This is a genomic window from Flectobacillus roseus, assembly GCF_030056595.1.
GTDB classification, from domain to species: domain Bacteria; phylum Bacteroidota; class Bacteroidia; order Cytophagales; family Spirosomataceae; genus Flectobacillus; species Flectobacillus roseus.
Map to the genome: position 1 here is coordinate 1 of NZ_JASHIF010000009.1, position 25,518 is coordinate 25,518.

Genomic DNA, 25,518 nt, shown 5'->3' on the forward strand with positions numbered 1-25,518 from the left:
GGATAATCCACGTTTCGATTGTATTTTTACTCAGTATTCCCATTATGTGATGTTTTATGATTTAGCAACACAAAATTCTCACTTATTTGGGAATACTTTTCAAAAGTTTAAACAGCTTCATTAAGAATTTATTTTCTATCGTAGCCACGGGGCTTTTTTTATTCATTGGTTACTAATTTATTTTCTTGCATCTTCTCTAGCAAAAACAATAAAATCAGTGACTGGAAGTTCTTGCATTTTGCCTTTCAAATGACTCACCAATTGCCCACGGTGATAGCCTGAATGGAGCATCAAATGTGTTAGTATTTCATACAAACTAGAAAAATGCGTTTCATCTTTGCTATTGGTATACGAAACGGTTCTTCCAAAGGTCAATTCTTCGCTTTGGTCGATAAGTTCCTGCCATCTTTGCGTAATATTTCTCAGCATTATGACACATTCCGAAAAGTCTTTGGTTTCCCAAAGAGGAATATAGGCTCGAACCTCTCTGGCACGATTATACCAAGTCAGATGAGCTGCTAAAATATGCGATAATAGTTCTAATGAGCGTGTATCTGGTCTGTCGAGTGATTGCAAGGCTTGAATCACCTGTTCGTTTGCCCAAACTTCGTAATTCATTAATTTAGCAAAGTGGTACTTCATAATAAGAGTGTTTTTTGGATGATATTTACAGACACAAAGTGGACATTTATCATTAAAATAATAAAAAATAGACCTAATCTTTGTATATTCGGCTAAATCTTTTCTAAAAAAATTGATTTTTATCAAGATTCATAAAGTTTTCTCCCAAACTGGAACTAAAATGGATATAATCTTGTAAGTTTATAGACTAATTAGAGTACTCAGAGTATAAACCTAAAACAAATATTATTATGTCATTAAGATTAGGAGACATTGCCCCAGACTTTACGGCAGAAACAACGCAAGGTACAATCAATTTTCACGAGTGGATAGGCGACTCATGGGCTTTATTGTTCAGCCATCCAGCTGATTTTACTCCTGTTTGTACTACAGAGTTAGGTAAAACAGCGCTTTTGAAAGGTGAATTTGAGAAAAAAGGTGTAAAAGTTATTGCAGTTTCAGTAGATGATTTGGATTCTCACCAACGTTGGATTCCAGATATTGAAGAGGTAAATGGTGTGTCAGTTAATTTTCCTATCATTGCTGACGAAAGCCGTAACGTTGCTACTTTGTACGATATGATTCACCCAAATGCTTCTGAAAAAGCTACAGTTCGCTCGGTGTTTATTATCGGTCCAGATAAAAAAATCAAATTGACTCTTACTTACCCAGCTTCTACTGGTCGCAATTTCCAAGAATTACTTCGTGTAATCGACTCATTGCAGTTGACTGCCAACTACCAAGTGGCTACGCCAGCAGACTGGAAAGATGGTGAAGATGTTATTATTACGCCAGCCGTAAAAACTGAGGATGCAACTGAGAAATTCCCTAAAGGATTCACAGTAGTTAAACCATATTTACGTACAACACCACAGCCTAACAAATAGGTTATAGGTTGTTTTATGTTATCCCATTGCTATGCTTAGTCTCTAATTGAGAGAATTGAGATTGAGTAAATGAGTGATTATTTTAAGCTGTAGAGACGCAAAGCATTGCGTCTTAAGCCGAGTCACACATAGCAGAGTAGCATCAAAAAAGCATTCGAAAAATAATTTTTCGAATGCTTTTTTGTTATTCAGCAGATACATAAGTCTAATTCCAGAATCTAGAATAGCTTATGTCTATCTTTTCTATCAAAATCTTCTTTCAAAAGCGCAAGTAGTTCAGGAATAGTTTAGTATGAATTTTATATTTTTGCAAAATGATTCAACTATTACTGAAAAGATATTTCGCTTTACCACGCAACATAAAGATTGCCATACTTCTTACAGGTTTCCTATCTATTATTTCCTTAATTATTTGGGGGATTTATGCTATTGTAATGCTTTTCAGACCTAACCCTAATGGTTGGGAAAAGGTCTCGAAAGTAGGAATTTCAATGCCTCTACGTTACGAAGTACATGGCATTGATGTATCACACCACAATGGTGAAATTAATTGGAAAAAAGTCGAAAAGATGCGTTTTGACGATAACAGAAAAATAGAATTTGCCTTTTTGAAAGCTACCGAAGGGATTACACACGCCGATCGTCAGTTTGACCGGAACTGGGAACATGCGCGTAAATTTGGTATGCGACGTGGTGCCTATCACTTTTATATAGCTTGGCGTGAGCCAGTGGGTCAAGCAAGAAATTTTATCAATTCAGTAAAATTAGAAAAGGGCGACTTCGCTCCTGTTTTGGATATCGAGCAAAATTCGTTAAAATCTGATGAGCAAATTATTAGAGAAATTGGCGTGTGGCTCACCATGGTTGAAAATCATTATGGAACCAAGCCCATCATTTATACCAATCCTAATTTTTACAAAAAATTTATCAAAGGTAATTACGACGATTATCCACTTTGGATTGCGGATTATTCCAATGAGTCTCTGAAAGGATATGGCTCAAATCTTTGGTTTTGGCAACATAACAAAAATGGCTGGGTTGAGGGTATCAAAGGAACAGTAGATTTTAATGTTTTCCTTGGAAATAAAGCTGAACTGAGTAATCTATATATCAAATAATTACTTGAAAATACAGATACAAAAAAGCCCCACTAACTTTCGTCGGTGGGGTTCTTTATGTATATTGATGTAATCTGTTATTCTGTAATTTTTGCAAAAATATCGTCTATCGAAAGTTTGAACTGTTCGCCAGAAGTCATATCCTTTAAGGTCAACAAACCTGATTGCAATTCATCAGAACCAATAATTACGACAAATGGAATCTTTTTACGGTCTGCGTAATCCAATTGTTTTTTGATTTTGGCATTGTCTGGAAAAACCTCTGCATTGATACCTTTTTCTCGTGCCGCACGAAGCAATGGTAAAGCATAGTTTTGTTCTTCTTTTCCAAAATGACAGAATAATAACTTGGTGGTTACCGCTTGATTATTAGGGAATAAATTAAGCTCCTCTAACACATCATAAATACGGTCAACTCCAAAAGAAATACCAACACCCGACAATCCTGGAACCCCAAAAGTACCTGTTAAGTTATCATAACGACCACCACCTGTGATAGAGCCAATTTGGACATCCAATGCCTTTACTTCGAAAATCGCACCAGTGTAATATGACAAACCACGAGCAAGCGTAATATCTAATTCAATATTTTCGTCTGTCACGCCAAAGGCTGTCATGTAATTCCACATTTCACGAAGTTCTTCAATCCCTTTTTTACCAACTTCCGACGTTTGAAGTAATTCCTCCAGCTTCGTAAACTTCTCTTGGTTTGAACCTGTGATAGAGAAAACAGGAGTCAAATTAGCCAAAGCCTCCTCAGAAAAGCCTCTCTCTGCCAATTCTTCCATCACTTTTTCTTGACCAATTTTATCTAATTTGTCAATTGCTACAGCCAAAGCGGCTTCTTGACCCGCAGCACCAATGGCTTCTGACAAACCAGAAAGGATTTTACGGTTATTAATTTTCAGGTTAAAGTTGATATTCAAACTTTGCATTACTTCCTGAATCATCATCACGATTTCGGCTTCACAAATCAAAGAATCCGTACCTACTACATCGGCATCACATTGGTAAAATTCACGATAACGACCTTTTTGAGGACGATCAGCACGCCAAACAGGTTGGATTTGGTATCTTTTGAAAGGAAGAGGCAATTCATTACGATTCATCACGACGTACCTTGCAAAAGGCACAGTCAAGTCGTAGCGTAAGCCTTTTTCCGAAATTTTGGTCGTTAATTTTTTATACCCTTCATCCAAATCTGTTTGTGAGATTTCCTCAGAAAAGTTTCCAGAATTCAAGATTTTAAATAAAAGTTGGTCACCTTCATCTCCGTATTTACCCATCAAAACCGAGAGGTTTTCCATCGAAGGAGTTTCCAATGGTTGGAAGCCAAATCTTTGAAAAACGGCCTTGATTGTGTCAAAAATATAATTTCTTTTGACCATTTTCTCTGGGCCAAAATCTCTAGTTCCTCTTGCTAATGATGGTTTGCTACTCATGATTCTGAATTAGTAATTTGATTAACTCTAAAAAAGTAGAAGCTTGTTAAGACGAGCCATAATAAAAATACCGAATCACATCATTTATGGCATTTTTGAGATTCAAACTTGACTTATGGGTTTCCTACTCTTTTTTAAAATGTCTGCAAAAATAACAAACCCTTTAGGTTTTTGGAAGCCTAAAGGGTTTTAATATCCGAAAATCTCTATATTTCAGGGTATTTCTCAAAGGAATATCCAATATTGTGTTGGATAAGAATGTTTAATTCTGTAATTTTGCACCTCAAACAAAAAATCTGTTTACAATGGCCGTTACAAGACTAAAAAGAAAAGACAGAAGAAATAAGGCTATAGCTACAAACAAAGTCGAAGCAATTAAGCGTTTGCGTTTGAAGCCAGAAATCAAGTTGATTGATATCGAAGCTATCAAAGCTGAATTTGCTGCGAAGGCTGCGAAGTAATTTTCGAAATTTCTTCTAAGAGATTTAAACCTCGTCGGTAGTGGCGGGGTTTTCTTGTTTTTCTACCTTGGGTTTTTCGTTTACTTTTCTTTGATTGGGCTTCCCTTTTCTATCGTCCTTTTTTTCTTCTTTCTTTTCCACCTTTTTGTCTTCCTTATTTCTAAGTACCTCACCCAAGTGATTTAGTTTCTTAATTTGCTTAGCTAGCTCTTTTTCTTGCTTATTCATTTTCTTATTGATGTCCATCAACAATCTAAAGCGAACAGCTTGACCAAGGCATACCAATCCCAAACTTGTTAGGATTAATCCATACAAGCCCAGCAAGAACCATATATAAAAGGCCTCGTTCATGCCTTTTTTGAATGCAGCGGTAGTAACCACAGAAAGGCCAAATCCAAATAATAAAATACCAGCAGCAGCGCATAATATCCACTTGGTACGCAATGGCATACGCTTTACTAATCTTTCTCCTGGTGCTTTTTTTGCAATTTTTGGTCTCATTTCGTATTGTAAAAGTATTAGGGTTAAAAGGATGTGTTAGTTTGGCACGAGGCACTAGTAACAATTTTTGAAATAACTGATTACTAAAAGCTATTTGACCCTTGATGCCACTCTGGCTATTCGGAAAGCCAATAATTTGCCAGCAATTTCTCTACTTCTCTAAATTCTTCATAAAGATTTTGAGGCAAAATAGTCTTGGCATAAGTATATCCGTGTTTCTGCCATAAGAAAAATGTATAAAAATCAGATTCATAAACCGCCTTCATAATCGACTTTTGTTTATTATTGAGCTTGGTAGGAATCTTTTTCTCAACACTCATCAAAAAGTAAGCCTTAGTCTTGAAAAGTAATATTTTTTTCCCGTTTAGATATTTCTCAACAGGCTGAGTCTTCATTTCTATGCTTTTGAGAGCCTCTTTGGGCAAATATACATCATCAATGCGTTCGATGTAAAAATTTGAGCCATTGGTTCTGAAACGCCAACCTTTAGGCAATTCATTTCGAAGTGCCAAAACACGTTTGTCCTTACATAATGTATTTACATCAAGATAGCGAAAAGCTGTATTTTGTCCAAAAAAAGTATGAGAGATAAGTATAAACCCTGATAGGATATAGAATTTAATCCAATTAATTTGGGCATTTTTCATATTTATTTAAGTTTGCTGTTAAATTTACAGACAGTTTATTTCGGTAAACTTAAAACTATTTTTATAATCAATAACTATTCCCGAATTACAGTAGGGCAAAACTCCTAATTTGGATACATCCAAAGTTGTAGAATTGTTTTACTGTATTTAAAATTTAAACTTAAACAATTTTTCCAATGAAAATCAAGAAGAAGGTAATTTTAAGTGCCGCAGTTTGTCTTTTGGGCTTAAAAGTTCAAGCACAGGATTTCCGTTTTGTAGAAAAAAATCCTGAAAAACCAGACGCCACTGAATATTGGGACCCAGAAGTTCGCGTTGTAACCCCAGGAGCAATTCCTTCAGATGCCATTGTGTTGTTCGATGGTAAAAATCTTGACCAGTGGGAATCTGTCAAAGATGGTAGTGCTGCTAAATGGGAAGTAAAAGACGGTGTTTTTACAGTCGTTAAAGGCGCTGGCAATATCTCAACTAAAAAACATTTTGGCGATTGTCAATTACATATTGAATGGCGTTCTCCTGAAGAACCTGAAAATGTAAAAAGCCAAGGACGTGGCAACAGCGGTGTATTCTTCCACGGCATTTACGAAGTACAAGTATTAAATTCGTACAAAAACAGAACGTATCGCAACGGACAAGCTGGTTCGATTTATAAGCAAACACCTCCAATGGTAAATGCTACAGCGAAACAAGGCGACTGGAACACTTACGACATTATCTATACAGCCCCTCGCTTTACAGTAAATGGTGGTATCGAAACGCCTGGTTATGTTACAGTAATTCACAATGGCATTATCGTACAAAATCATACAAAAATTCAAGGTGTAACTAACTATATTGGTCAGCCAACCAATCCTGTACACGGTCCAAAAGGCCCAATCTCATTGCAAGACCACGGAAATGCAGTAAGTTTCAGAAATGTTTGGATTAGAGAATTGTAAGATTTTAGGATTCTAACAAAAAAGCGAGCGTTTTTCGAGACGCTCGCTTTTTTGTTTTTATTACTTACTCAAATTATACCCCAACGACAAACCAACTTTTGTAATGCGAGCTTTTACAAAATTACTCCATGATGTTCTTCCTGAATCATTTTGAGAGAAGTTTACAGTAGTGAATAACCTACCAAATCTTGTTCCTAAACTTACTTTGTATCCAAATATGTCATCATAATAGACATATGTTTTCATGGGAGTACTATCACTTATAACCTTTTCAAAAGTTGGTCCAGCTTGTATAAATAAAGCAACCGTTTCTGTTTCGTTTTGGTAAAAAACGTATTGAGGTAAAAGCGCAAAACTTAAGGCCGTTACATTTTTCGCTGGTAAAAACCCCGCGTTCATTTGTGCAAGTTCTTCATAGCTTGCAAAAGCGGCATCAATCTCTACGCCTAGCTTTCGATTAAAACCTTTGGGTTCCCAGAGCACCCCTGCTCCTAACGACATATTGGATAAAGCTGACTTTTGAAACATTTTCTCGTTATCTGCGACTCTGTAGGTTTTATAGCCATAAGTATTATACTCTGCCTTGACAAGCATTTGAATCCGTTTTCTTTCGGTGGGGATATGATAACTTGGTAGACTCCCTGTCGGTCTATTCGACTCAGAATCATTAGAAATATTAGGAAAATGTTCCGTAGAGACTTTTGTTTCAGTGGTAGAGAGCTGCACTGTTTGAACTTGACCTTCAAGCGTATCTTGTGCAACCAGAGGTACAGTACAAACAAAGAGTAAACAGGATGCGAACATAAAATTTTTCTTCACAAGCTATTAATATTTAGGTTGAAACTAGAAAACAATAGCTAGATTCATAAAAAATACAAATCTAGCTATTCTATGCAACGAATGGACGAATGCTTTATTTTGGTGATTATCTGTTAAAAAATGCTATAATGACTACATGTTATGAATATATTCAAATAACTGATTCACCTTTCACTAACAATACATAACTAGATTCTTTGAGAGATTCTTTCTACAAAACCTCCATCTTTTTCACATTCCCATCAATCAAAGTAATAATAAGCTTTTTACCATTTTCAGGAACATAAAATAGATAAGTAGAATTTTGTCCTATCACTTTCACCTTTTGGGCTTGTCCATCATCGAAAGTTATAAGATAGTTTGGCTGGTTTTTTCCTTCAGCGATTAAACTTTTTTGTTTAGTTCCTCTTCCTAGTTCTATCCCGATGAAGAAACCAAAGAAGATAAATGCTGAGCACAATACTAGGAGGTTTACAGACTGCTCCTTATTATGCTTTGCATTAAACTTTTCACTGAGCTTAGTTAGTAAAAACAAAACTAAAATCATTCCTACAATACTAGCAGGAATCATCCAATGACTTACTAGCAATGTCAATGGAGCAGTGAGAATATCGGAAAGTGAAGCGAAATGGAGGATATTGATGCCCAACATTCTATAGAAAATAGACTCGCTGACCACGCCGAGAATCAATAAATAAAGATACCCAATCGATAGATATTCTTGAAATCCTAAATTTTTGAACATTACTAAATACGTTTATTTAATTCTTCTTGAACTTTTTTGAGGTTTTGATACATAAAAATCAATGATGGTAAGACGCCTAAAGATATCGCAATAGAGGCAAATTGTTTTTTTACAATAGCTAAATAAATAGTCAATACTGCCAAAAGCATTTGTAGAATGAGGGTAATGTAAAATGATATCTTACATGTTTTTTCTTTGGCTTTTAGTTCTTCAAGGGTCAATTTTGAATAGGTTTCATCTTTCATGTCGAGAGGTGATTTAGTTTAGTTGTGATTTAATGACCTTCAAGTTATAAAAAATATGATAGTTAGTAAATTGAAAAAGTGATTATCGGCATAACCCGTTACTAATTTTTCCTCTTTCTGAACTTTAGGGTATTTAATCCTTTTGCTAATCGATAAACTTCTTATCTTTACTAATACCGAATTTGACTTAATCTTCGGCGATTATGTTCACTTTTCTTCATCGTAACTTATTATGAAAAAACTGATTACACTCCTAGGCTTTTTGTGCCTTGGACAACTTACCTCGTCAGCTCAAAATTTTTTAGGGTTTTCTGAAAAAGGAACTTCTACAGAAAAAGAATTAGAAGCTAAGTTTGACGCTCAACTCAATGCCCAAAACCTACGTACTTGGATGAAGTATATGAGTTCAAAACCTCATTACGTAGGCTCGCCACACAACCGTGCCAATGCCGTATATATGCGTGATTTGTTTAAATCATGGGGATTTGAGGCTCGTATCGACACCTTGTACACGCTTTTTCCAACACCCAAAGTTCGTGAGGTGAGTTTGGTAAGTCCTACGATTTTCAAAGCCAGTTTGGTCGAACCTATGCTCAAAGAAGATGGTACTTCCAACCAACTCAAAGATCATTTGCCGACTTACAATTGCTTTTCGGCAGACGGAGACGTTACGGCTGAGTTAGTCTATGTCAATTTTGGTCGTCCTGATGATTATGAAGTACTGGAAAAAATGGGGGTGAATGTCAAAGGAAAAATTGTAATTGTGCGCTATGGCGGTTCTTGGCGTGGCTTAAAACCTAAATTAGCTGCCGAAAAAGGTGCAGTGGGTTGTATTATTTACTCCGACCCTAAAGACGATGGCTACGGTCAAGGCGATGTATACCCCAAAGGCCCCTTCAGACCAGAAGCTGGTGCACAACGTGGTTCGGTATTAGACCTGCCTGTTGCACCTGGTGACCCACTAACGCCAGGTTATGGAGATACCAAAGATGCCAAACGATTAGACATAAAAGACGCCACAACCATCATGACGATTCCCGTATTGCCTATTTCTTATGGCGATGCCTTGCCATTACTCAAAGCACTGGATGGAAGAATAGCACCAGAATCGTGGAGAGGGGGCTTACCTATTGCCTATCATGTGGGTCCGGGTGCAGCAAAAGTACATTTGAAGTTACAATTTGACTTTAAAGTAGAGCCTTTGTTTAATGTTATTGCCGTCATGAAAGGTTCGGAATTTCCTGACCAGTGGATTCTCAGAGGCAATCACCATGATGCTTGGGTATTTGGTGCAGCCGACCCGTTGAGTGGTATGGTTGCCGTTATGGAAGAAGCTCGTGCCATTGGAGAATTGGCAAAAACAGGCTGGAAACCGAAAAGAACCCTAGTATTTTGTGCTTGGGACGGTGAAGAGCCTGGTTTGTTAGGCTCAACCGAATGGGCTGAGGCCAATCGTGCAGAATTACAGAAAAAAGCAGTAGCCTATCTCAACTCTGATGGCAACGGACGAGGTTTTCTTTCGGCAGGAGGCTCTCATACCCTAGAAAAATTCTTTAATCAAGTAAGCCGAGATGTCATCGACCCACAAAAAAATATCAGTGTTTATGACCGTTTACGTTCCTATATTTTGGTAAATGGGTCGGGGGAAAGTAAAAAAGAAGCATTGAGTCGTGGTGATATTCGGATTGGTGCCTTGGGTTCAGGTTCGGATTTCACACCATTTTTACAACATTTAGGCGTATCTGCTATGAATGTGGGCTATGGTGGCGAAGATGAAGGAGGCGAATACCACTCAATTTATGATTCATTTGACCATTACACTCGTTTTAAAGACCCTGATTTTGCTTATGGGGTTACGTTGGCAAAAACCATGGGAAGAACCGTGTTGCGTTTGGCAAATGCCGATGTTCTGCCTTTTGAGTTCCAAAACTTTTCGAATACCCTTCAAAACTACGGCACTGAGGTAAAGGCTTTATTAGAAAATATTCGTAGTAAAACCGAAGAGAATAATCGTTTGGTAAAAGAAGGACATTTTGCGGCAGCCGCTGACCCGAACGAACCAATTATGGTAAAAACTTATGATGAGGTTCCTTATATCAATTTTGCACCGCTCGAAAATAGTCTGAATCGTCTTAACAAAAGTGCTAATTCTTACGCTTCAGCGGTAAAAAATAGCAATAAATTAGCGCCAGCAAAACTTGAGGCACTGAACCAACTTCTCTATACGATAGAAAGAACCTTGACTTTAACAGAAGGTTTACCGAATCGTCCGTGGTATAAACACCAAATTTATGCGCCAGGATTTTTTACGGGATATGGGGTAAAAACAATTCCTTCGGTACGTGAGTCTATTGAACAAAGAAAATGGAAAGAAGCAGAAAAAGGCATTGAGATTGTGTCCTCAGTACTAAACAAATACTGCGACCAAATTGATAAAGCAGTGGCTTTGCTAGGAGAATAAATATGAAAGTTTAGTCATCGTGAAGGCACCATTTTTTCCAAATAAATGAATCTTTCTTCATTGAGTGAATTGAGATTGAGTGATTGAGTAAAAATTTGTATTCCATTGGTAGAGACACAATGATTGCGTCTTTATAGTAGCATCAAAAAAGCGGTCGAAATTAGTTTTTTCCGACCGCTTTTTTGATTCATTAGAAATAGTTTGCCGAATACCTGATCAGGCAATTATTATTTCCTTCTTGAATAAATCTCCTGCTCTACCATTTTTAATTGTAACTTATGTTTGTTACGATATAGCTGTACTCCTACGTTCAACAAAATTAAGGGAGACATTAAGGCTGGCTTGTTGATGGTGGAGATGAGATACACCGATATAAGCACCAATGTAATTTGAAATACAAAAAAAGTGTTAACGTAAAACTTTAGAGATTGTTTTTTGCTCAAAAGTTTAGATAAAGTCCAGTTGGCAAAGACGGTATCTTTCATAAAATATATGTATAAGTTGTTGAGGATTATGTTTTATTACTTTATTAGAACAAAGAATGAGGCACTTTTATTGCAAAAAAATGTGATTTGTAGACTTATTTTTTACCAGAGGAATTTCATTTTCTGCTTCGCTTGATTCTCACTGTAGAATTAACTTTGAAAGAAGCATTTTTTAAAAGTTGTATCCATAAGATTTTAGGTTAGAACAAGTTAATTTTCTTTAACCCGAAAAAATAATTCACATACCGATTGGTATGTGAATTATTTTTTTTCCTATATTTACAATCCATGGAAACGACGCAAGAATACATACTCGAAAAAGTAGCTCCTCTTTTTAACAAAAAAGGCTATAACGGTACGTCGCTTTCTGAGATTACTAAGGCCACCAATCTCACCAAAGGAGCAGTATATTTTTACTTCAGAAATAAAGAAGATTTAGCATTTCAAGCTTTTCATTTGAATGTAAAAAAATTGGTAAAACCCCTTAATAATGTAGTTATTGAACGTAAAGGTGCTATTAACAAGCTTTATGGCATGACCTTTTATTTCAAAGAATATTATTATGAATTAGCTTCTGAAAGAGGTGGATGTCCGCTTCTTAATTTGGGAGTTGATGCTCGTTTCAACAATCCAATTTTGTTTGAGGAGGCTCGTAAAATTTGCGATAGACTTATCCAAAATACTGCCACGATTATCACCCATGGCATTAAGCACAAAGAAATCAAAGAAGCCACCGACGCACATACCTTGGCTACCAATATTTATTCCATGATTGAAGGAGGAATATTCATGTCTTTGATTACCCAAAATAAAAATTACATCGTAAATATCGCTAATCATATTGAGTCGGCTATTATTGAACAGATCCGCCTCTAAAAAAATTTGCAGTACCACATACCTTTCGGTATGTGTATTCAAACAATTCAAAAACAAGTCATTATGAATGCAATTATTGATTCTATCGGGGTGTATCTTCCTGAAAAGAAAATCGACAACCACTATTTCGAGCAATTTTTGGAAACCACCGACGAATGGATAGTGAGCAGAACAGGGATAAATACCCGCTATTACAGCTCAGAAACCGAATATACCAGTGATTTGTGTGTAAAAGCGGCTCAAAATCTTGCTGACAATTATCAAAAGAATCTTGCAGACGTTGACTTTGTGATTGTAGCCACCAGTACACCAGAACAAGCCTTCCCTAGTATGGCAAGTCAGGTACAAAGTCGTTTAGGAATTCCAAGTGCAGGCTGTATGGACATATCTGCTGGTTGTGCAGGTTTTGCATACGGTTTGATTGTAGCTAAAGGTCTTATCGCTACTGGCGATTACCAAAAAGTACTGGTGATTGGCGGTGAAACGCTTTCAAAAATCTCAGATTTTACCGACCGTACCAGTTGTGTGTTATTCGGTGATGGCGCTGGTGCAGTTTTAGTAGAAAGTTCAGAAACGCAATATCTTCATAAATCTATTTCGACAACCAATGGCGACTTAGGAAAAGATTTGTATTTATCGAATCAACCCGCTCCTATCAATTTTGAACAGATAGACTGTAACGGAAAAATCCACCAAAACGGACGTACCGTATTCAAATGGGCTGTATCAAACCTCCCCGCTAATATTATCAAATTAGCTGAAAAAAATGGCATCACTACAGATCAAATCGACTGGATGATTCCTCACAGTGCGAATATTCGTATTTTGGAAGCAGCTTGCTCACAAATGAATTTCCCTATTGAAAAATGCTTGGAGAGCGTTGTCAACTACGGAAATACCTCAGCAGCCTCTATTCCAATTGCTTGGTACAACGGTATCCAAAACGGCAAAGTACAATTGGATGACAAATTAATGTTAGCAGGTTTTGGCAGTGGACTTACTTTAGCAGGTATTTACTTGACCAATCGTATTCAGAAAGCTTAATATTCTCGATTTTCGAGTTAAAACAAAAGCGGTCGAAATGAGTTTTTCGACCGCTTTTGTGATTTTTAGTCCATGTTACAGATTACTCGAACAAACTGGCGTAAGCAACAAATAAGTATCAATTACAGACTTTTTGATGTCGCCGGACTCGTTTGAGAAAACTCCAACTAGGGCATAAAAAGGTGTTTATTTTTTGATATTTCGCCGTGCGTGATGTTCTCGCCAACGAGAATATTTAAGGAATTAGTACTATTTAAGGTATTTTTGGGGAACTTCCCAATCAATTAATTTCGGTACTATACGAAGATAATAATCTCTATTGACCTCTAAACCAACTTGTCCAGATTCAATACATGATTGGTACCATTTGAGGAAATCATTCACTTTGGGGTCATTAATATACTTCATAATTAAAACTCTACGACCTACTGCGTCAGGTGTACAGAGGTAGCCAAAATAGGGTCGACTTGCTTCAAAATCATGGAAATTACCTATATAACCAGTACCCTCTTGATACTCTAAATCATATTCTTGATACCTTTCACTGAGTGCTTGTATATCTGAATACTTGTTAAAAAATGGAAGAAGAACTTTCTCGAAGTAATCCTTAAATGCAATAACAAACAAGCTTATTTGCTCATCCTGATAAATATCTACTTCTACCTCTTTACGGGGGCCATACAGCGTTACAGCCATTTGATATTTTTCTTTTATTCTTTCTTTGGTAAGATGACCATAATATATCTCAGTAGATGCTTTTTCGAGGCTGACCATTTTAATGGAACAATTTATATAGTTAAGACGAATAGTATCATAGGTCAAGAAGGACAATTTAATTTTACAAAAAAAGTCATTTGTTGTTTTACAAATAGTGCAATCTTGCTTGATTTTAAAGCCATGTTCAGCTAAATAAGAACCCATTAGCTTATTTAATTCCGTTAAAAAATATTTCCTTGTCATTATTCTTTGTGGAGATTTTAATAGAAAGATTTAGTCATTATTTTCGCCCTTGTTGAAATTCTCTCCAACAAACTGGCGTAAGCAACATATTAGCATAAATAACAGACTTTTTGCTGTCGCTAGGCTCAATGGAGAAAACTCCAACGAGGGCATAAGGCATAAACTAGATTAATAGCCCTTCAGAAAAAAATCTTTTTCCAGTTCTACCTCATCCAAATAATAATGTATATCCTCAAGTTCATTCAAATACCCACTTGAAGGTACGCTCACTACGATTTTATTCCATGGTTTCCAGACATCTTTTAATATTCCATGGTTAGTCCTTTCATAGTGCTCTTTTAACCATGTCTTTACATTGGAGGTATTCTCAGAGATGATATCTCCATACTTTTCAATTTTTTCTGCATCGTAAACAGGAAGGATTTGTTTTCTACCATTTATGAGATACAAATCCACAAAAGGTTCTCCTTCCTTTACTTCAAAAGTCATTATTATTCTGTTGTATTTCCTCCTAAACTTAATATCTTCCAAATGGTAAAATACTAATGCCTTTGCCATTGCATGAGGAAAATCTTTTGAACGAAGCATTCCAACATCATATTCTTGCTTATAAATTCGTTCTTCGTCATACCAGTATTTAAACTCATAATTTCCATCAGGATACAAAGTAACCATGATATCGCTGTAGCTGTTACCATTATTAAATTGGTTGATTAGTAGCTCTTTTAATGCAATGTATGCTTCGTATTTTATCTTTAACTCTCCTACCCTTTCGATGATTGTCGTTAAAGACTCTTCATAAAAATCTATACTTACATTCGTTTGAGGGTTTGTAACATCTCTGCCTGTTTGACACCAAGCTTTGACAATCTTAGTCTGGCTCTCCTCAGATGGAAGTTTTCGAAATAAGGATACAATATGCTTTTCCTGTTCGGTGATGTTCATAGTAATGAAGGTGTTTATATTTTGAAATTCTACAGGGTTTTAATTTAAGGGTTAAACGAAATGACAAACTTGCAAAATAAATTACATATTCAAATATGCTTTTTAAATAAATTATAGATTCACAAAGGTTTCATTTCTATAAATTTAGTTACATTTTGTATTACAAAACACTCATAAGGCTAGCATTTTTAATCAAAGCTACTTAATCAGGCTATTCTGTCAAGTAAGTAATCCCTCCTATTTTATTTCGGAATCATTTTTTACCTTTGCAAAAAATATATTTGACCATCATTTCCATGAAAAAAATTATTAGCTGGACACTCCGAAACATTCCTCGTAAGTATTTGCAATTAGTTAGTCACTTTGCCATGAACCTATATGCGTTCTTTTTGCGAGGTAATAAGGTGGAATGTACAGTTTGTGGCTCTACATTTTCGAAATTCGTTCCTTATGGTCGTCTTGAGCCTCGTGATAACGCTCTTTGTCCAAACTGTCTTGCGCTCGAACGTCACCGTTTGATGTATTTATACCTTCAACAAAAGACAAATTTCTTCAAAGCCGACCTTAAAGTTTTGCACGTGGCGCCTGAGTATTGTTTTATCGACCGTTTCGAAAAAATGAAAAACTTGGACTATATCACCGCTGATATTGAGTCGCCTTTGGCAAAAGTAAAAATGGACTTGCACAATATTCCTTTCGAAGACAATACTTTCGATGTAGTTTTCTGTAATCACGTATTGGAGCACGTCGACGATGATATTCGTTGTATGCAAGAAATGCGTCGTGTACTGAAACCAAACGGTTGGGGTATTATGCAATCGCCACAAGACTGGAACTTGGAAACTACTTTTGAGGATAAAACCATCACCGACCCGAAAGAGCGTGAGCGTCTTTTCAAACAAGATGACCACTTCCGTATTTTTGGTCGTGACTACCACAAACGCCTCGAACAAGGTGGTTGGCATGTAACGCAAGACCGTTTTGTGATGGAAATGCCAAAAGACCAAGTAGAACGCTATGCTCTTCCGAAGGAGGAGATTATTTATTTGTGCGAAAAAAAATAACCCCATCAACACTCATCAATGAAATACTTACCAATAGATAGTCAACTGTTTGTAACAAACAGAGCTAGATTAAACCAGCTGTTGAAACCAAAATCTATAGCGATTTTCAACTCAAATGACATTATGCCAACCAATGCGGACGGTACAATGGGCTTCAGACAAAACTCTGATTTGTTTTATTTGAGTGGTATCGACCAAGAAGAAACCATTGTTTTGTTGTTTCCAGATGCGCCAGACCCTCGAATGAGAGAAATTTTGTTCTTGCGTGAAACATCAGATTTGATTGCGGTTTGGGAAGGATACAAATACACGAAAGAACACGCAAGAGAGGTTTCAGGCATCCAGACTATTTATTGGACTAGTCAATTTGAGCAAATATTAACTACTTTGGTATTTGAGGCAGATGCCATTTATCTCAACACCAACGAACATATTCGTAATAGTTCTGAGGTACAAACACGCGACGCAAAGTTTATCAACTGGGTAAAAGAGCGCTATCCTTTGCACCGTCTTGAGCGCGTGGCTCCGCTTATGCACCATTTGCGCGTAATCAAAAGTCCTGTGGAGATTGCGCAACTCAACGAAGCTATTCGTATTACAGAATTAGGTTTTAGAAGACTTTTGAATTTTGTAAAACCTGGTGTTACAGAATACGAAGTAGAAGCAGAACTTATCCATGAGTTTGTTCGCAATCGCTCAAAAGGCTTTGCTTATCAGCCAATTATTGCTTCGGGTGCCAATGCTTGTGTATTGCACTATATCGAAAACAGCCGTATTTGTAAAGATGGAGATTTGTTGTTGTTGGACGTAGCAGCTGAATATGCTAACTACAATGCGGACTTAACGCGTACTATTCCTGTCAATGGTCGTTTTACGGCTCGTCAGCGTGCGGTATATGATGCCGTACATCGTGCTTTCAAATTCGCTAAGTCTATCATGCAGGTAGGTGTTTTATGGAGTGAATACCAACACGAAGTAGAAATGTTTATCGAGTCTGAATTGATTGGATTAGGTCTATTTGATAAAACCGACGTAAAAAATCAAAACCCAGAATCTCCTTTATTCAAAAAATACTTTATGCACGGAACATCACACCACCTAGGTTTGGATGTGCATGATGTTTGGAATCGCTACCGTCGTTTTGAAGAAGGTATGGTATTTACAATTGAACCTGGAATTTATATTCAAGAAGAAGGTCTAGGTGTTCGTCTAGAAAATAATATTTTAGTAACTCAAGATAGCAATATCGATTTGATGGGAAGTATTCCAATGGACGCTGACGAAATCGAAAGCTTGATGAATGCCTAGATAGGCAGGCACAAAGTGGCAAAGGCACATAGGGACAAAGTGTCTTTGTTATCTGCGATTTCAGATATTGGATTTCGGAAATGTTTGATTTTTCCGAATTCCAATATCTGAAATCCCCAATAATTTAAAAACTCCTCACTCAAAACTCAGCACTCCTCACTCAAAATGCCTTTCCCGACTATTTTATTATTTGATTTAGATGCTTCTGGTCATCATTCTGAATATCTTACACATTTGATTGAATATCAGCTTGAACATCGTTTACCAATCAAATTAATAGCTTTGGTAAGTCCCATCTTTGCCACAAAACACGCTAAGCTCACGCAAAGAACGTCGGTAGATGCTTCAGTTTTTGAGTGGAAATATATTTCTGAGGAGGAATTTCAGCAGTATCAAGCAGAGAATAATGTCATCAAACGTGGAGATTTTGAATGGGGATTATTCTGTAAATATGCTTCAGTATTTCAAGCCAAACATGGCGTTTTGATGTATCTTGACCATTTACAATTGGCGATTTTACAAAAAGGCAATCAAGCGCCTTGCACCTTTTCTGGCATATTTTTTAGAACTACACTAACCAATTATCGTCCAGATTCTTGGAAAGAACGTATCAATTTTATTCGTAAAAAATGGATGCTTCGTGGCTTACTTTTTTCTAAAAAGTTGACCAATCTTTATTGTCTTGACCCTTATGCTGCCGAATATATTCAAGAAAAATGGCATAGTAACAAAGCACTATATTTACCTGACCCTGTCAAAACCTATCCTTTTGCTCAGGAAGCTCCTATTCTGCTCAGACAACAATTGGGCATCGAACCGCATCGAAAAGTTTTTCTAATTTTTGGTTTTTTGGACGAAAGAAAAGGAATCATTCCAACTTTGGAGGCATTACTTCAATTACCCCAAAAACAACAACAAGAAGCCTGCTTACTGTTAGTAGGTGGCTGGACTGCGGAGGAAAAATACCGTTTTGACGAAAAACTCAAAGCTATTGAGGGTTCAAACCACTTACAAATTGTTAAAGTTGATTATTTCGTAGAGCCAGAGTTGATTCAACAATTCTTTGCGCTTTCTGATGTAATTATGGGCTTGTATCAAAAACATATAGGTATGAGTGGCATTATGGTGCGCTCAGCTTTTGCCCAAAAACCACTCTTGACTTACAATTATGGTTTGATGGGAGAACTTACCCGAAGAAATCAACTGGGAATTACCGTTGAGCCAAATAATCCAGAAGAGTTACAAGAAAAAATACAATTTTTGTTAAGTCAATCAAAAACTGTCGGAAATCAGACCATGATGAAAGAGTTTTCTGAACATCATCAGGTAAAATTTTTCGCAGAATGTATCTTCAAAAAAAATAAAAAAATATTATCCTGAAAATCAGGCACTTCAAAAAAACTTAGCCCCTTTACACTTAGAGTTCTAAGTAATTTTCTTACCTTTGTATCCCGTAACCATAGTTTCGGATTTTCTAAAATGAAATCTTCTTTGGGAAATCTGAAACGTCCATGAACTTTCGTTCATCGGAAAATTCACAAATCAATCATTTCTTACAATGTCAGGTAAAGGGCAACCTAAAACCGCGAAATACATCTTTGTTACGGGCGGTGTGACTTCTTCATTAGGCAAAGGTATTATTGCCTCATCATTAGCAAAACTTCTGCAAGCCAGAGGATTATCGGTAACTATTCAAAAATTTGACCCGTATATCAATATCGATCCGGGTACACTTAACCCTTATGAGCATGGGGAGTGTTATGTAACCAACGATGGCGCCGAAACTGACCTTGACTTAGGCCACTACGAGCGTTTCTTGGGCGTACCTACTTCGCAAGCAAACAACATTACAACTGGTCGTATTTACTACAATGTAATCACGAAAGAACGTCGTGGTGATTATTTGGGTAAAACCGTTCAAGTAGTTCCTCACATCACAGATGAAATCAAAAGAAGCATCTTGTTGTTGGGCGAAACTGGCGAATACGACGTAGTAATCACTGAAATCGGTGGTTGCGTGGGTGACATCGAGTCACTTCCATTTATTGAAGCTACTCGTCAATTAAAATGGGATTTAGGTGAGAAAAACACGTTGTTTATCCACCTAACATTGGTTCCATATTTGGCATCAGCGGGTGAGCTTAAAACCAAACCAACTCAACACTCAGTACGTCAATTGTCAGAATCTGGTATTCAGCCTGATATTTTGGTATGTCGTACAGAGCATCCTCTTCCACAAGATATGCGTCGCAAAATTGCCCTATTCTGCAACGTATCTGCCAACGATGTGATTGAGGCTATGGACGCTGAGACTATCTATGATGTACCTTTATTGATGCGTAAAGAAAAATTAGACGCAAGAGTATTGTACAAATTAGATATTTACAACGACCGTGATGCAGACTTAGACCAATGGAAAGCGTTCTTGGGTAAATTGAAAAACCCTACAGAACAAATCACTATCGGTTTGGTTGGTAAATATGTAGAATTGAAAGACTCGTATAAATCTATTGCTGAAGCAATTATTCATGCGGGTGCGGTTTGTGAAACAAAAGTAAATATTCGTTGGATTTCTTCTGAAACGCTAATCGATGCTGGTTATGAAAGCAGATTGGCTAACTTGGACGGTATCTTGGTAGCACCAGGTTTTGGTGAGCGTGGTATAGAAGGTAAAATCAACGCAGTAAAATATGCCCGTGAAAACAAAATTCCATTCTTTGGTATTTGTTTGGGTATGCAATGTGCCGTAATCGAGTTTTCTCGTAACGTATTGGGTCTAGCAGAAGCTCACTCTTCAGAAATGAACCCAGAGACCATTCATCCAGTAATTGATATCATGGCTGAACAAAAGGACATCACTAACAAAGGTGGTACCATGCGTTTGGGTGCTTATGGTTGTAAAATCGAAAAAGGTTCGTTGGCACACAGCATCTACGGAAAATTGAATATCCAAGAGCGTCACCGTCACCGTTATGAGTTTAACAATAATTATTTTGAACAAATCAAAGCTGCTGGAATGACCCCAACAGGTATCAATACAGACTCTGGTTTGGTTGAGATTGTTGAAATCAAAGATCACCCATTCTTTATCGGTGTTCAATTCCACCCAGAATATAAATCAACAGTGGTAAATCCTGCTCCATTGTTTGTACATTTTGTAAAGGCGGCTTTAAAAAATGCTTCTCCAGTAGCAAAAGGAACAAGTAAATAACCTTTTGTAAAAAAATACAGCTAAAAAGCCAAGTTCTTTGTAATTTTGCACCGCCAAAGTCGAGGCGGTGCATTTTTATTTCTTTACTATTCGATTTTAAAGATATTGAACATATTGAAGCTGTTTAAACTTGTGGGAGATTGCTTGCGTAAGCAATGAATTTATACTGTTTGAGCGAAGCGAGTTTATAAATTCTTGACTTTCTTTTGCTACTTTTCTTGTGTCAAGACAAGAAAAGTAGGGCTTTGCGAAGAGAAAAATAGTATTTATATACAAACTAAACATTCATTTAACTTTATTCTCAATACGAAAACATTAGCCAACAGTTACTTTTGCTTTTGCCTCAAAATAACCAAGGTCAAACTTTTAAATACTACAATTCCAAAAATAACTAGCCTTTTAAAAATGAAAGGCGCTTTTAAACAAATACCAAATGGATAGAAATCAAATCACGGGGCTATTATTGCTGATGGGGATGTTGCTGGGGTACCAGTTTTTCTTTGCTCCGAAAGATGAACCAAAACAAGCACAAAAAGCGCAAGTTGCTCAAACTACTGTACACAAAACTGTAGCTCCAACCACTGATACTGTAGCTTTGAAGGCCGCAGCTGGTGATTTTGCAACGGCAGCTACAGGCGTGGCACAAGATGTAGTTCTTGAAAACAAAGACATCAAAGTTACTTTCTCAACTCAAGGTGGTAAAGTAAAACAAGTGTTGCTTAAGCACTACAAAACATATAATGACTTTGCAGCTCATAAAGAAACCCCTTTGACGATTTATGATGAAGCATTCGACAAACTTTCTTTTGAATTAGCTACAACAAAAGGTAATGTAGACATCAACAAATTGTTCTTTACAACCCAATCAAAAGGTGGTGTGGTTGCGGAAGGTCAAAAACAATCTGTAACATTCACATTGGCTTTGGCAAATGGTCAGTCTATCGAACAAACTTATACTTTGGCTGGAGAAGGTTTTTTAGTAGACCAAAATACTCAAATCAAAGGATTGGACGGTTTGTTGAAAAGCCAAACTGCTAAAATCAACTGGATTGAAGAGGTTCGTCCAACAGAAAAAGACTTAAACGAAAACCGTAAGGCTACTGTTAACTACCTAATCGCTGAAGGTGAAGAGTTTGACCAGTTGACCGAAAACCCTACAAGTGCCAACGATGCTACACTTGAAAAGCCATTAAATTGGTTGACTTTCAAGAAAAAGTACTTCTTGTCAGGTTTTATTGCTAAAAATACGCCAATCTCAAAAGCACAAATTTGGGCTACGCCAAATCCTCAGGATTCGGTAAATATCAAAACATTGCGTGCTAATATGGAGGTTTCATTGGCTGATATGAAAGCTGGTAAAGGACAATATCAGTGGTATTTTGGTCCAAACGACTATAATAAAATCAAAGAAATTGCACCAGCATTTGGTCGCAACGTAAAATTGAGTTACGATATTTTCTTGCCAATTACACGCTACGTATTTGTTCCTTTATTCAATATTCTTGAAACAGTATTTAGCAACTACGGCTTATTGATTATTGCCTTGGTATTGGTAATTAAGTTTGCGTTGTTGCCATTGACTTACAAATCGTATGTAAGTATGGCAAAAATGCGTATTCTTCAACCAGAATTAAATGCTATCAAGGAAAAAGTGGGTGACGATGCAGCTAAATTGCAACAAGCTCAAATGAAATTGTATGGTGAAGTAGGTGTAAGTCCATTGAGTGGTTGTGTGCCTGTATTAGCAACTATGCCTATTTTGATGGCGGTATTTATGTTGTTCCCTAACTTGATTAACCTTCGTCAGGAGGCATTCTTGTGGGCTAATGACCTTTCTACTTATGACTCTGTATGGGATTTGCCATTTAGCATTCCTTTCTATGGTAACCACGTCAGTTTGTTTACGTTGTTGATGACCCTTTCGAGTATTGCATACGGTTATTACAACAACCAAAATACACCAGATCAAGTAGGTCAGCCAATCGATATGAAGAAAATGGCTTATATCACGCCAGTAATCTTTATGTTCGTGATGAACTCACTTCCAGCGGGTATGAGCTTCTATTACTTCGTATCTAACTTAGTAACGATTTTACAACAAATCGGTATTCGTAAGTTTGTTGACGAAGATAAAATCAAGCAAGTTTTGGAAGAAAACCGTAAGAAAATCGCTGCAGGCGGTGGTAAAAAATCTCGTTTCTCAGAATATTTGCAAAAGCAAATGAAAGCTGCTGAAGAAATGCAGAAACAGCAAAACGAAGATAAGAAGAAGAAAAAATAATTGGAGAATTTGAAGATTTGAAAATTCGATGATTTGAAAATTATTAATGTAAGAAGGTCTTCACTGAGAACTAAATTGTTTCTCTATGAAGACCTTCTTTTTTTCTTAAATTCAACAATTTTCAATTTACTTAATCTTCAGATTCCCCCATTTTCAAATTACCAAATCATCAAATTACCAAATCGCCTAATTATCAAATTTTCAAATTCCCAAATTTTCAGATTCCCCCATTTCCAAATCTTCAAATTACCTAATTTTCAAATTAATCTTTCAGCATTTCTATATGCTCAATCCCATCTTCGAGATATATTTCACTAGTTTGCACAAAACCAAAAGATTCGTAAAATCCCTTTAGATACAACTGTGCCCCTATCTTGATAGACGAGCCGTAAAGTTCTTCAGCTAATTCGATAGAATTTCTCATTAATTCCTTTCCTACTCCAAATTTCCTTACTTTCGGAGAAGTTACCACACGTCCAATAGATGCCTCTTCATAGGATAACCCTGGAGGAACGATGCGTGTGTATGCTACAATCTGTTGTGTTTCAGTATCAAATCCCATGAGGTGATGACATTTAAAGTCCTTATCATCAAGGTCTTGAAACGGACAATTTTGCTCCACAATAAACACTTCGCAACGTAACTGCAAGATTTGATAAAGTTCTGTCGTGCTGAGATTTCTAAAATGTTTATAGTACCAGTTCAAATTCATAAGAGGATAATTAATAGTTTGTGATTTTAGGTTGACAATAGTAAATTTAATAATAATGTCATCAATTACCCCAACTTAATCGGCATTCGTCAAAGTTTATTATATTTGTACAATCACAAATTCCATGAATTATGAAGAAATTATTGTTAGGAGTGTTACTTGTGGCATCATCCTACGGCTTCAGTCAGGCCCAGAGCAATCTGTCAGAATACGAAGCTCAATATCAAAAAGCCTTACTTTTCTATCAAAACAATGATTTTGAAAAAGCTAGAATCGCCTTTAGCCAGCTAAGTAACCTTCGTTTTAATAATCCTATTGTTCCTTATTCTTACTATTTTCAAGCTTTGGCAGCCATCAAAGTAGGAAAATATGCCGAAGCAGAAGCTAGTTTGCAAAATCTTCAATTGAGATATCCCAATTGGGAGAAAAATGAAGAAGTAGCCTATCTTTATGCAACCATTGCATTTGAGAATAAAGATTATGCCAAAGGACTCCAGATAGCCAATGCTATTACTTCTGATTCTTTGAAGAATGATATCCTAGATCTAAAGAAAAACTTTCTTTCTGATATTACTGACCCCAAGAAATTAACCTCATTGAGTGAGCAATTTCCTGATGAAATATTACTAAAAGAACGTATTCAAGCCAAATCTTCAGAAATGTCTTCGACGAAAGACCTTCAGCAATACCGCTTGAACAAGGGCTTTCTTAATTTTGCGTTTTTACTTCCAGTAAACATCGACGAACTATCGCCTGACCACCCGCGTCGTGCCAACCAATATGTGTTCGACATGTATCAGGGCGCCAAACTGGCAAAAGCACAATTACAAAAGGAAAAAATCAATGTGAATCTTCAGGTATATGATATTTCGAACGACGGAGATCAAATGCTTGAAGTACTGAATAATGCCTACTTCCAAACAACCGATTTGTTAGTTGGTCCCCTTTATTCCGAAAGTAATAAGTTAGCAAATGCCTTTTGTGAAAGCTATCAAATACCACTTATCAACCCTATTTCTAATAATGAAAAACTCTTAGAAATCTTCGATAAGTCATTTTTAGCACAACCTTCTGTCAAAATGCAAGCCATCAAGGCAGCCGAATATGTTACAAAACAAGCATTTCTAGGACGCAACGCCGCAATTTATTATACCTCCTCTAGCACTGATTCCTTGTTGGCAGAAGCTTACAAACAAGTACTTGTTAAAAAGGGTTATGATATTGAGGCCTTTGTAAAAGTAACAGCCAACTCTGAAATGATTGCTAGCAAAATTCCTGACAAAAAACTCAGTCATGTTTTTTTGGCAACTTCAGATAAAAAAGCAGGCTTGGCGATGCTCACGGCTTTACAGAAAGATTTATCAACGCCACTTGTGACTACTGCAGAGGCATTTCAATCAAGCAATTTGAGTGGCACAACCGTTGCAGGAAGAGAAATTTACTGTATTGACCCAGAGTTTATTGATAATGAAAATCCAGAGGTAGATAAATTTAAAAAGGAATATTTTGCTAAATATGGAAGCATTCCTTCCTATTATTCGTTCTGTGGATATGACATGACTTTGTTTTGGGGAAGGGTTCTTTCTAAATATGGTGTAAACTTCAAAAAAGGTTTGGACGATTTAGATACCTACAAACAGTCTTTCTCGACCTCAGGGTACGATTACACACAGTCTCAAGACAACCAAGTAGTACCCATTACTACTTTCCAAAATTATAAATTTGTATTAGCTAAATAGTGCATGGG

At 36.7% G+C, this 25,518-nt stretch carries 24 protein-coding genes; 13 read left to right on the forward strand and 11 right to left on the reverse strand.

Going from position 1 to position 25,518, the window contains the following annotated elements:
* Nucleotides 1–177 precede the first annotated feature (177 nt).
* Nucleotides 178–642, reverse strand: coding sequence for a DinB family protein (locus QM524_RS10895; RefSeq protein ID WP_095162885.1), 465 nt, complete (start codon nucleotides 640–642; stop codon nucleotides 178–180).
* A 230-nt stretch (nucleotides 643–872) separates the two neighbouring features.
* Here QM524_RS10895 and QM524_RS10900 point away from each other — a divergent pair, with 230 nt between their 5' ends.
* Complete coding sequence (locus QM524_RS10900; RefSeq protein ID WP_095162884.1) at nucleotides 873–1,508, forward strand: peroxiredoxin; 636 nt, start codon at nucleotides 873–875, stop codon at nucleotides 1,506–1,508.
* 314 nt (nucleotides 1,509–1,822) lie between these two features.
* Nucleotides 1,823–2,626: a glycoside hydrolase family 25 protein gene (locus QM524_RS10905; RefSeq protein ID WP_229362948.1), complete on the forward strand. Its 804-nt coding sequence runs from the start codon at nucleotides 1,823–1,825 to the stop codon at nucleotides 2,624–2,626.
* Nucleotides 2,627–2,703: 77 nt separating this feature from the next.
* Here QM524_RS10905 and hisS read toward each other — a convergent pair whose 3' ends face one another.
* Nucleotides 2,704–4,068 (reverse strand): histidine--tRNA ligase, encoded by a 1,365-nt coding sequence (gene hisS, locus QM524_RS10910; protein ID WP_283344608.1) that lies wholly within the window; start codon nucleotides 4,066–4,068, stop codon nucleotides 2,704–2,706.
* A gap of 305 nt (nucleotides 4,069–4,373) precedes the next feature.
* Here hisS and QM524_RS10915 point away from each other — a divergent pair, with 305 nt between their 5' ends.
* Complete coding sequence (locus QM524_RS10915) at nucleotides 4,374–4,529, forward strand: hypothetical protein (RefSeq protein WP_166552404.1); 156 nt, start codon at nucleotides 4,374–4,376, stop codon at nucleotides 4,527–4,529.
* A gap of 24 nt (nucleotides 4,530–4,553) precedes the next feature.
* On the opposite strand, the gene QM524_RS10920 is transcribed toward QM524_RS10915, so the two are convergent.
* Together QM524_RS10920 and QM524_RS10925 are read right to left on the reverse strand one after the other, a co-directional pair.
* Entirely contained in the window at nucleotides 4,554–5,030 is a 477-nt protein-coding gene (locus QM524_RS10920) for a hypothetical protein (RefSeq protein WP_095162880.1), read from the reverse strand.
* A gap of 116 nt (nucleotides 5,031–5,146) precedes the next feature.
* Nucleotides 5,147–5,677, reverse strand: coding sequence for a hypothetical protein (locus QM524_RS10925; RefSeq protein ID WP_095162878.1), 531 nt, complete (start codon nucleotides 5,675–5,677; stop codon nucleotides 5,147–5,149).
* A gap of 176 nt (nucleotides 5,678–5,853) precedes the next feature.
* Here QM524_RS10925 and QM524_RS10930 point away from each other — a divergent pair, with 176 nt between their 5' ends.
* On the forward strand, nucleotides 5,854–6,615 hold the full coding sequence (locus tag QM524_RS10930; RefSeq protein WP_095162877.1) for a 3-keto-disaccharide hydrolase: 762 nt from the start codon (nucleotides 5,854–5,856) through the stop codon (nucleotides 6,613–6,615).
* A gap of 60 nt (nucleotides 6,616–6,675) precedes the next feature.
* Here the strand turns inward: QM524_RS10930 and QM524_RS10935 are convergent, their stop codons facing one another.
* The 3 genes from QM524_RS10935 to QM524_RS10945 all read right to left on the reverse strand — a co-directional run bounded on the left by QM524_RS10935 (nucleotide 6,676) and on the right by QM524_RS10945 (nucleotide 8,424).
* A complete protein-coding gene (locus tag QM524_RS10935) occupies nucleotides 6,676–7,419 on the reverse strand; it encodes a hypothetical protein (protein ID WP_283344609.1) in 744 nt (247 codons plus the stop codon).
* 226 nt (nucleotides 7,420–7,645) lie between these two features.
* Complete coding sequence (locus QM524_RS10940) at nucleotides 7,646–8,179, reverse strand: hypothetical protein (RefSeq protein ID WP_283344610.1); 534 nt, start codon at nucleotides 8,177–8,179, stop codon at nucleotides 7,646–7,648.
* Nucleotides 8,180–8,181: 2 nt separating this feature from the next.
* Complete coding sequence (locus tag QM524_RS10945) at nucleotides 8,182–8,424, reverse strand: hypothetical protein (protein ID WP_283344611.1); 243 nt, start codon at nucleotides 8,422–8,424, stop codon at nucleotides 8,182–8,184.
* 232 nt (nucleotides 8,425–8,656) lie between these two features.
* Between QM524_RS10945 and QM524_RS10950 the strand changes: the two genes are divergently transcribed.
* Nucleotides 8,657–10,885 carry a transferrin receptor-like dimerization domain-containing protein gene (locus tag QM524_RS10950; RefSeq protein ID WP_283344612.1) on the forward strand — a complete coding sequence of 743 codons (2,229 nt, stop codon included), beginning with the start codon at nucleotides 8,657–8,659 and terminating at the stop codon, nucleotides 10,883–10,885.
* A 227-nt stretch (nucleotides 10,886–11,112) separates the two neighbouring features.
* Here the strand turns inward: QM524_RS10950 and QM524_RS10955 are convergent, their stop codons facing one another.
* A complete protein-coding gene (locus QM524_RS10955; protein WP_283344613.1) occupies nucleotides 11,113–11,370 on the reverse strand; it encodes a hypothetical protein in 258 nt (85 codons plus the stop codon).
* Between the two features lie 288 nt (nucleotides 11,371–11,658).
* On the opposite strand from QM524_RS10955, the gene QM524_RS10960 reads away from it, so the two are divergent.
* Complete coding sequence (locus tag QM524_RS10960; RefSeq protein ID WP_095162864.1) at nucleotides 11,659–12,246, forward strand: TetR/AcrR family transcriptional regulator; 588 nt, start codon at nucleotides 11,659–11,661, stop codon at nucleotides 12,244–12,246.
* A gap of 63 nt (nucleotides 12,247–12,309) precedes the next feature.
* Nucleotides 12,310–13,290: a ketoacyl-ACP synthase III gene (locus QM524_RS10965; protein ID WP_283344614.1), complete on the forward strand. Its 981-nt coding sequence runs from the start codon at nucleotides 12,310–12,312 to the stop codon at nucleotides 13,288–13,290.
* A gap of 249 nt (nucleotides 13,291–13,539) precedes the next feature.
* On the opposite strand, the gene QM524_RS10970 is transcribed toward QM524_RS10965, so the two are convergent.
* Both QM524_RS10970 and QM524_RS10975 read right to left on the reverse strand, forming a co-directional pair.
* Nucleotides 13,540–14,250 carry a hypothetical protein gene (locus tag QM524_RS10970; protein WP_283344615.1) on the reverse strand — a complete coding sequence of 237 codons (711 nt, stop codon included), beginning with the start codon at nucleotides 14,248–14,250 and terminating at the stop codon, nucleotides 13,540–13,542.
* Nucleotides 14,251–14,418: 168 nt separating this feature from the next.
* Nucleotides 14,419–15,195 (reverse strand): hypothetical protein, encoded by a 777-nt coding sequence (locus QM524_RS10975; RefSeq protein WP_283344616.1) that lies wholly within the window; start codon nucleotides 15,193–15,195, stop codon nucleotides 14,419–14,421.
* A 296-nt stretch (nucleotides 15,196–15,491) separates the two neighbouring features.
* Here QM524_RS10975 and QM524_RS10980 point away from each other — a divergent pair, with 296 nt between their 5' ends.
* The 5 genes from QM524_RS10980 (at nucleotide 15,492) to yidC (ending at nucleotide 23,059) form a co-directional block, all read left to right on the forward strand.
* Nucleotides 15,492–16,259, forward strand: coding sequence for a class I SAM-dependent methyltransferase (locus QM524_RS10980; protein ID WP_166577480.1), 768 nt, complete (start codon nucleotides 15,492–15,494; stop codon nucleotides 16,257–16,259).
* 18 nt (nucleotides 16,260–16,277) lie between these two features.
* The gene (locus QM524_RS10985; protein WP_283344617.1) at nucleotides 16,278–17,567 is read left to right on the forward strand and encodes an aminopeptidase P family protein; all 1,290 of its coding nucleotides are present in this window, start codon (nucleotides 16,278–16,280) and stop codon (nucleotides 17,565–17,567) included.
* A 165-nt stretch (nucleotides 17,568–17,732) separates the two neighbouring features.
* Complete coding sequence (locus QM524_RS10990) at nucleotides 17,733–18,947, forward strand: glycosyltransferase (RefSeq protein ID WP_283344618.1); 1,215 nt, start codon at nucleotides 17,733–17,735, stop codon at nucleotides 18,945–18,947.
* Nucleotides 18,948–19,125: 178 nt separating this feature from the next.
* A complete protein-coding gene (locus QM524_RS10995) occupies nucleotides 19,126–20,778 on the forward strand; it encodes a CTP synthase (protein ID WP_283344619.1) in 1,653 nt (550 codons plus the stop codon).
* A 433-nt stretch (nucleotides 20,779–21,211) separates the two neighbouring features.
* Nucleotides 21,212–23,059 carry a membrane protein insertase YidC gene (yidC, locus tag QM524_RS11000; protein ID WP_166577476.1) on the forward strand — a complete coding sequence of 616 codons (1,848 nt, stop codon included), beginning with the start codon at nucleotides 21,212–21,214 and terminating at the stop codon, nucleotides 23,057–23,059.
* A 262-nt stretch (nucleotides 23,060–23,321) separates the two neighbouring features.
* Here the strand turns inward: yidC and QM524_RS11005 are convergent, their stop codons facing one another.
* A complete protein-coding gene (locus tag QM524_RS11005) occupies nucleotides 23,322–23,771 on the reverse strand; it encodes a GNAT family N-acetyltransferase (protein WP_166577475.1) in 450 nt (149 codons plus the stop codon).
* 131 nt (nucleotides 23,772–23,902) lie between these two features.
* On the opposite strand from QM524_RS11005, the gene QM524_RS11010 reads away from it, so the two are divergent.
* Nucleotides 23,903–25,510 (forward strand): ABC transporter substrate-binding protein, encoded by a 1,608-nt coding sequence (locus QM524_RS11010; protein WP_283344620.1) that lies wholly within the window; start codon nucleotides 23,903–23,905, stop codon nucleotides 25,508–25,510.
* Nucleotides 25,511–25,518: the final 8 nt, after the last annotated feature.

Bases quoted from the DNA above. Each gene is read 5' to 3' on its own strand.
- QM524_RS10990 (WP_283344618.1), top strand. From the start codon at position 17,733: ATGCCTTTCCCGACTATTTTATTATTTGATTTAGATGCTTCTGGTCAT.
- QM524_RS10955 (WP_283344613.1), bottom strand. From the start codon at position 11,370: ATGAAAGATACCGTCTTTGCCAACTGGACTTTATCTAAACTTTTGAGC.
- QM524_RS10925 (WP_095162878.1), bottom strand. From the start codon at position 5,677: ATGAAAAATGCCCAAATTAATTGGATTAAATTCTATATCCTATCAGGG.
- QM524_RS11010 (WP_283344620.1), top strand. From the start codon at position 23,903: ATGAAGAAATTATTGTTAGGAGTGTTACTTGTGGCATCATCCTACGGC.
- QM524_RS10915 (WP_166552404.1), top strand. From the start codon at position 4,374: ATGGCCGTTACAAGACTAAAAAGAAAAGACAGAAGAAATAAGGCTATA.
- QM524_RS10975 (WP_283344616.1), bottom strand. From the start codon at position 15,195: ATGAACATCACCGAACAGGAAAAGCATATTGTATCCTTATTTCGAAAA.
- QM524_RS10905 (WP_229362948.1), top strand. From the start codon at position 1,823: ATGATTCAACTATTACTGAAAAGATATTTCGCTTTACCACGCAACATA.
- QM524_RS10970 (WP_283344615.1), bottom strand. From the start codon at position 14,250: ATGACAAGGAAATATTTTTTAACGGAATTAAATAAGCTAATGGGTTCT.
- QM524_RS11005 (WP_166577475.1), bottom strand. From the start codon at position 23,771: ATGAATTTGAACTGGTACTATAAACATTTTAGAAATCTCAGCACGACA.
- hisS (WP_283344608.1), bottom strand. From the start codon at position 4,068: ATGAGTAGCAAACCATCATTAGCAAGAGGAACTAGAGATTTTGGCCCA.
- QM524_RS10900 (WP_095162884.1), top strand. From the start codon at position 873: ATGTCATTAAGATTAGGAGACATTGCCCCAGACTTTACGGCAGAAACA.
- QM524_RS10930 (WP_095162877.1), top strand. From the start codon at position 5,854: ATGAAAATCAAGAAGAAGGTAATTTTAAGTGCCGCAGTTTGTCTTTTG.
- QM524_RS10920 (WP_095162880.1), bottom strand. From the start codon at position 5,030: ATGAGACCAAAAATTGCAAAAAAAGCACCAGGAGAAAGATTAGTAAAG.
- QM524_RS10995 (WP_283344619.1), top strand. From the start codon at position 19,126: ATGTCAGGTAAAGGGCAACCTAAAACCGCGAAATACATCTTTGTTACG.
- QM524_RS10935 (WP_283344609.1), bottom strand. From the start codon at position 7,419: ATGTTCGCATCCTGTTTACTCTTTGTTTGTACTGTACCTCTGGTTGCA.
- QM524_RS10965 (WP_283344614.1), top strand. From the start codon at position 12,310: ATGAATGCAATTATTGATTCTATCGGGGTGTATCTTCCTGAAAAGAAA.
- QM524_RS10945 (WP_283344611.1), bottom strand. From the start codon at position 8,424: ATGAAAGATGAAACCTATTCAAAATTGACCCTTGAAGAACTAAAAGCC.
- QM524_RS10950 (WP_283344612.1), top strand. From the start codon at position 8,657: ATGAAAAAACTGATTACACTCCTAGGCTTTTTGTGCCTTGGACAACTT.
- yidC (WP_166577476.1), top strand. From the start codon at position 21,212: ATGGATAGAAATCAAATCACGGGGCTATTATTGCTGATGGGGATGTTG.
- QM524_RS10960 (WP_095162864.1), top strand. From the start codon at position 11,659: ATGGAAACGACGCAAGAATACATACTCGAAAAAGTAGCTCCTCTTTTT.
- QM524_RS10895 (WP_095162885.1), bottom strand. From the start codon at position 642: ATGAAGTACCACTTTGCTAAATTAATGAATTACGAAGTTTGGGCAAAC.
- QM524_RS10985 (WP_283344617.1), top strand. From the start codon at position 16,278: ATGAAATACTTACCAATAGATAGTCAACTGTTTGTAACAAACAGAGCT.
- QM524_RS10980 (WP_166577480.1), top strand. From the start codon at position 15,492: ATGAAAAAAATTATTAGCTGGACACTCCGAAACATTCCTCGTAAGTAT.
- QM524_RS10940 (WP_283344610.1), bottom strand. From the start codon at position 8,179: ATGTTCAAAAATTTAGGATTTCAAGAATATCTATCGATTGGGTATCTT.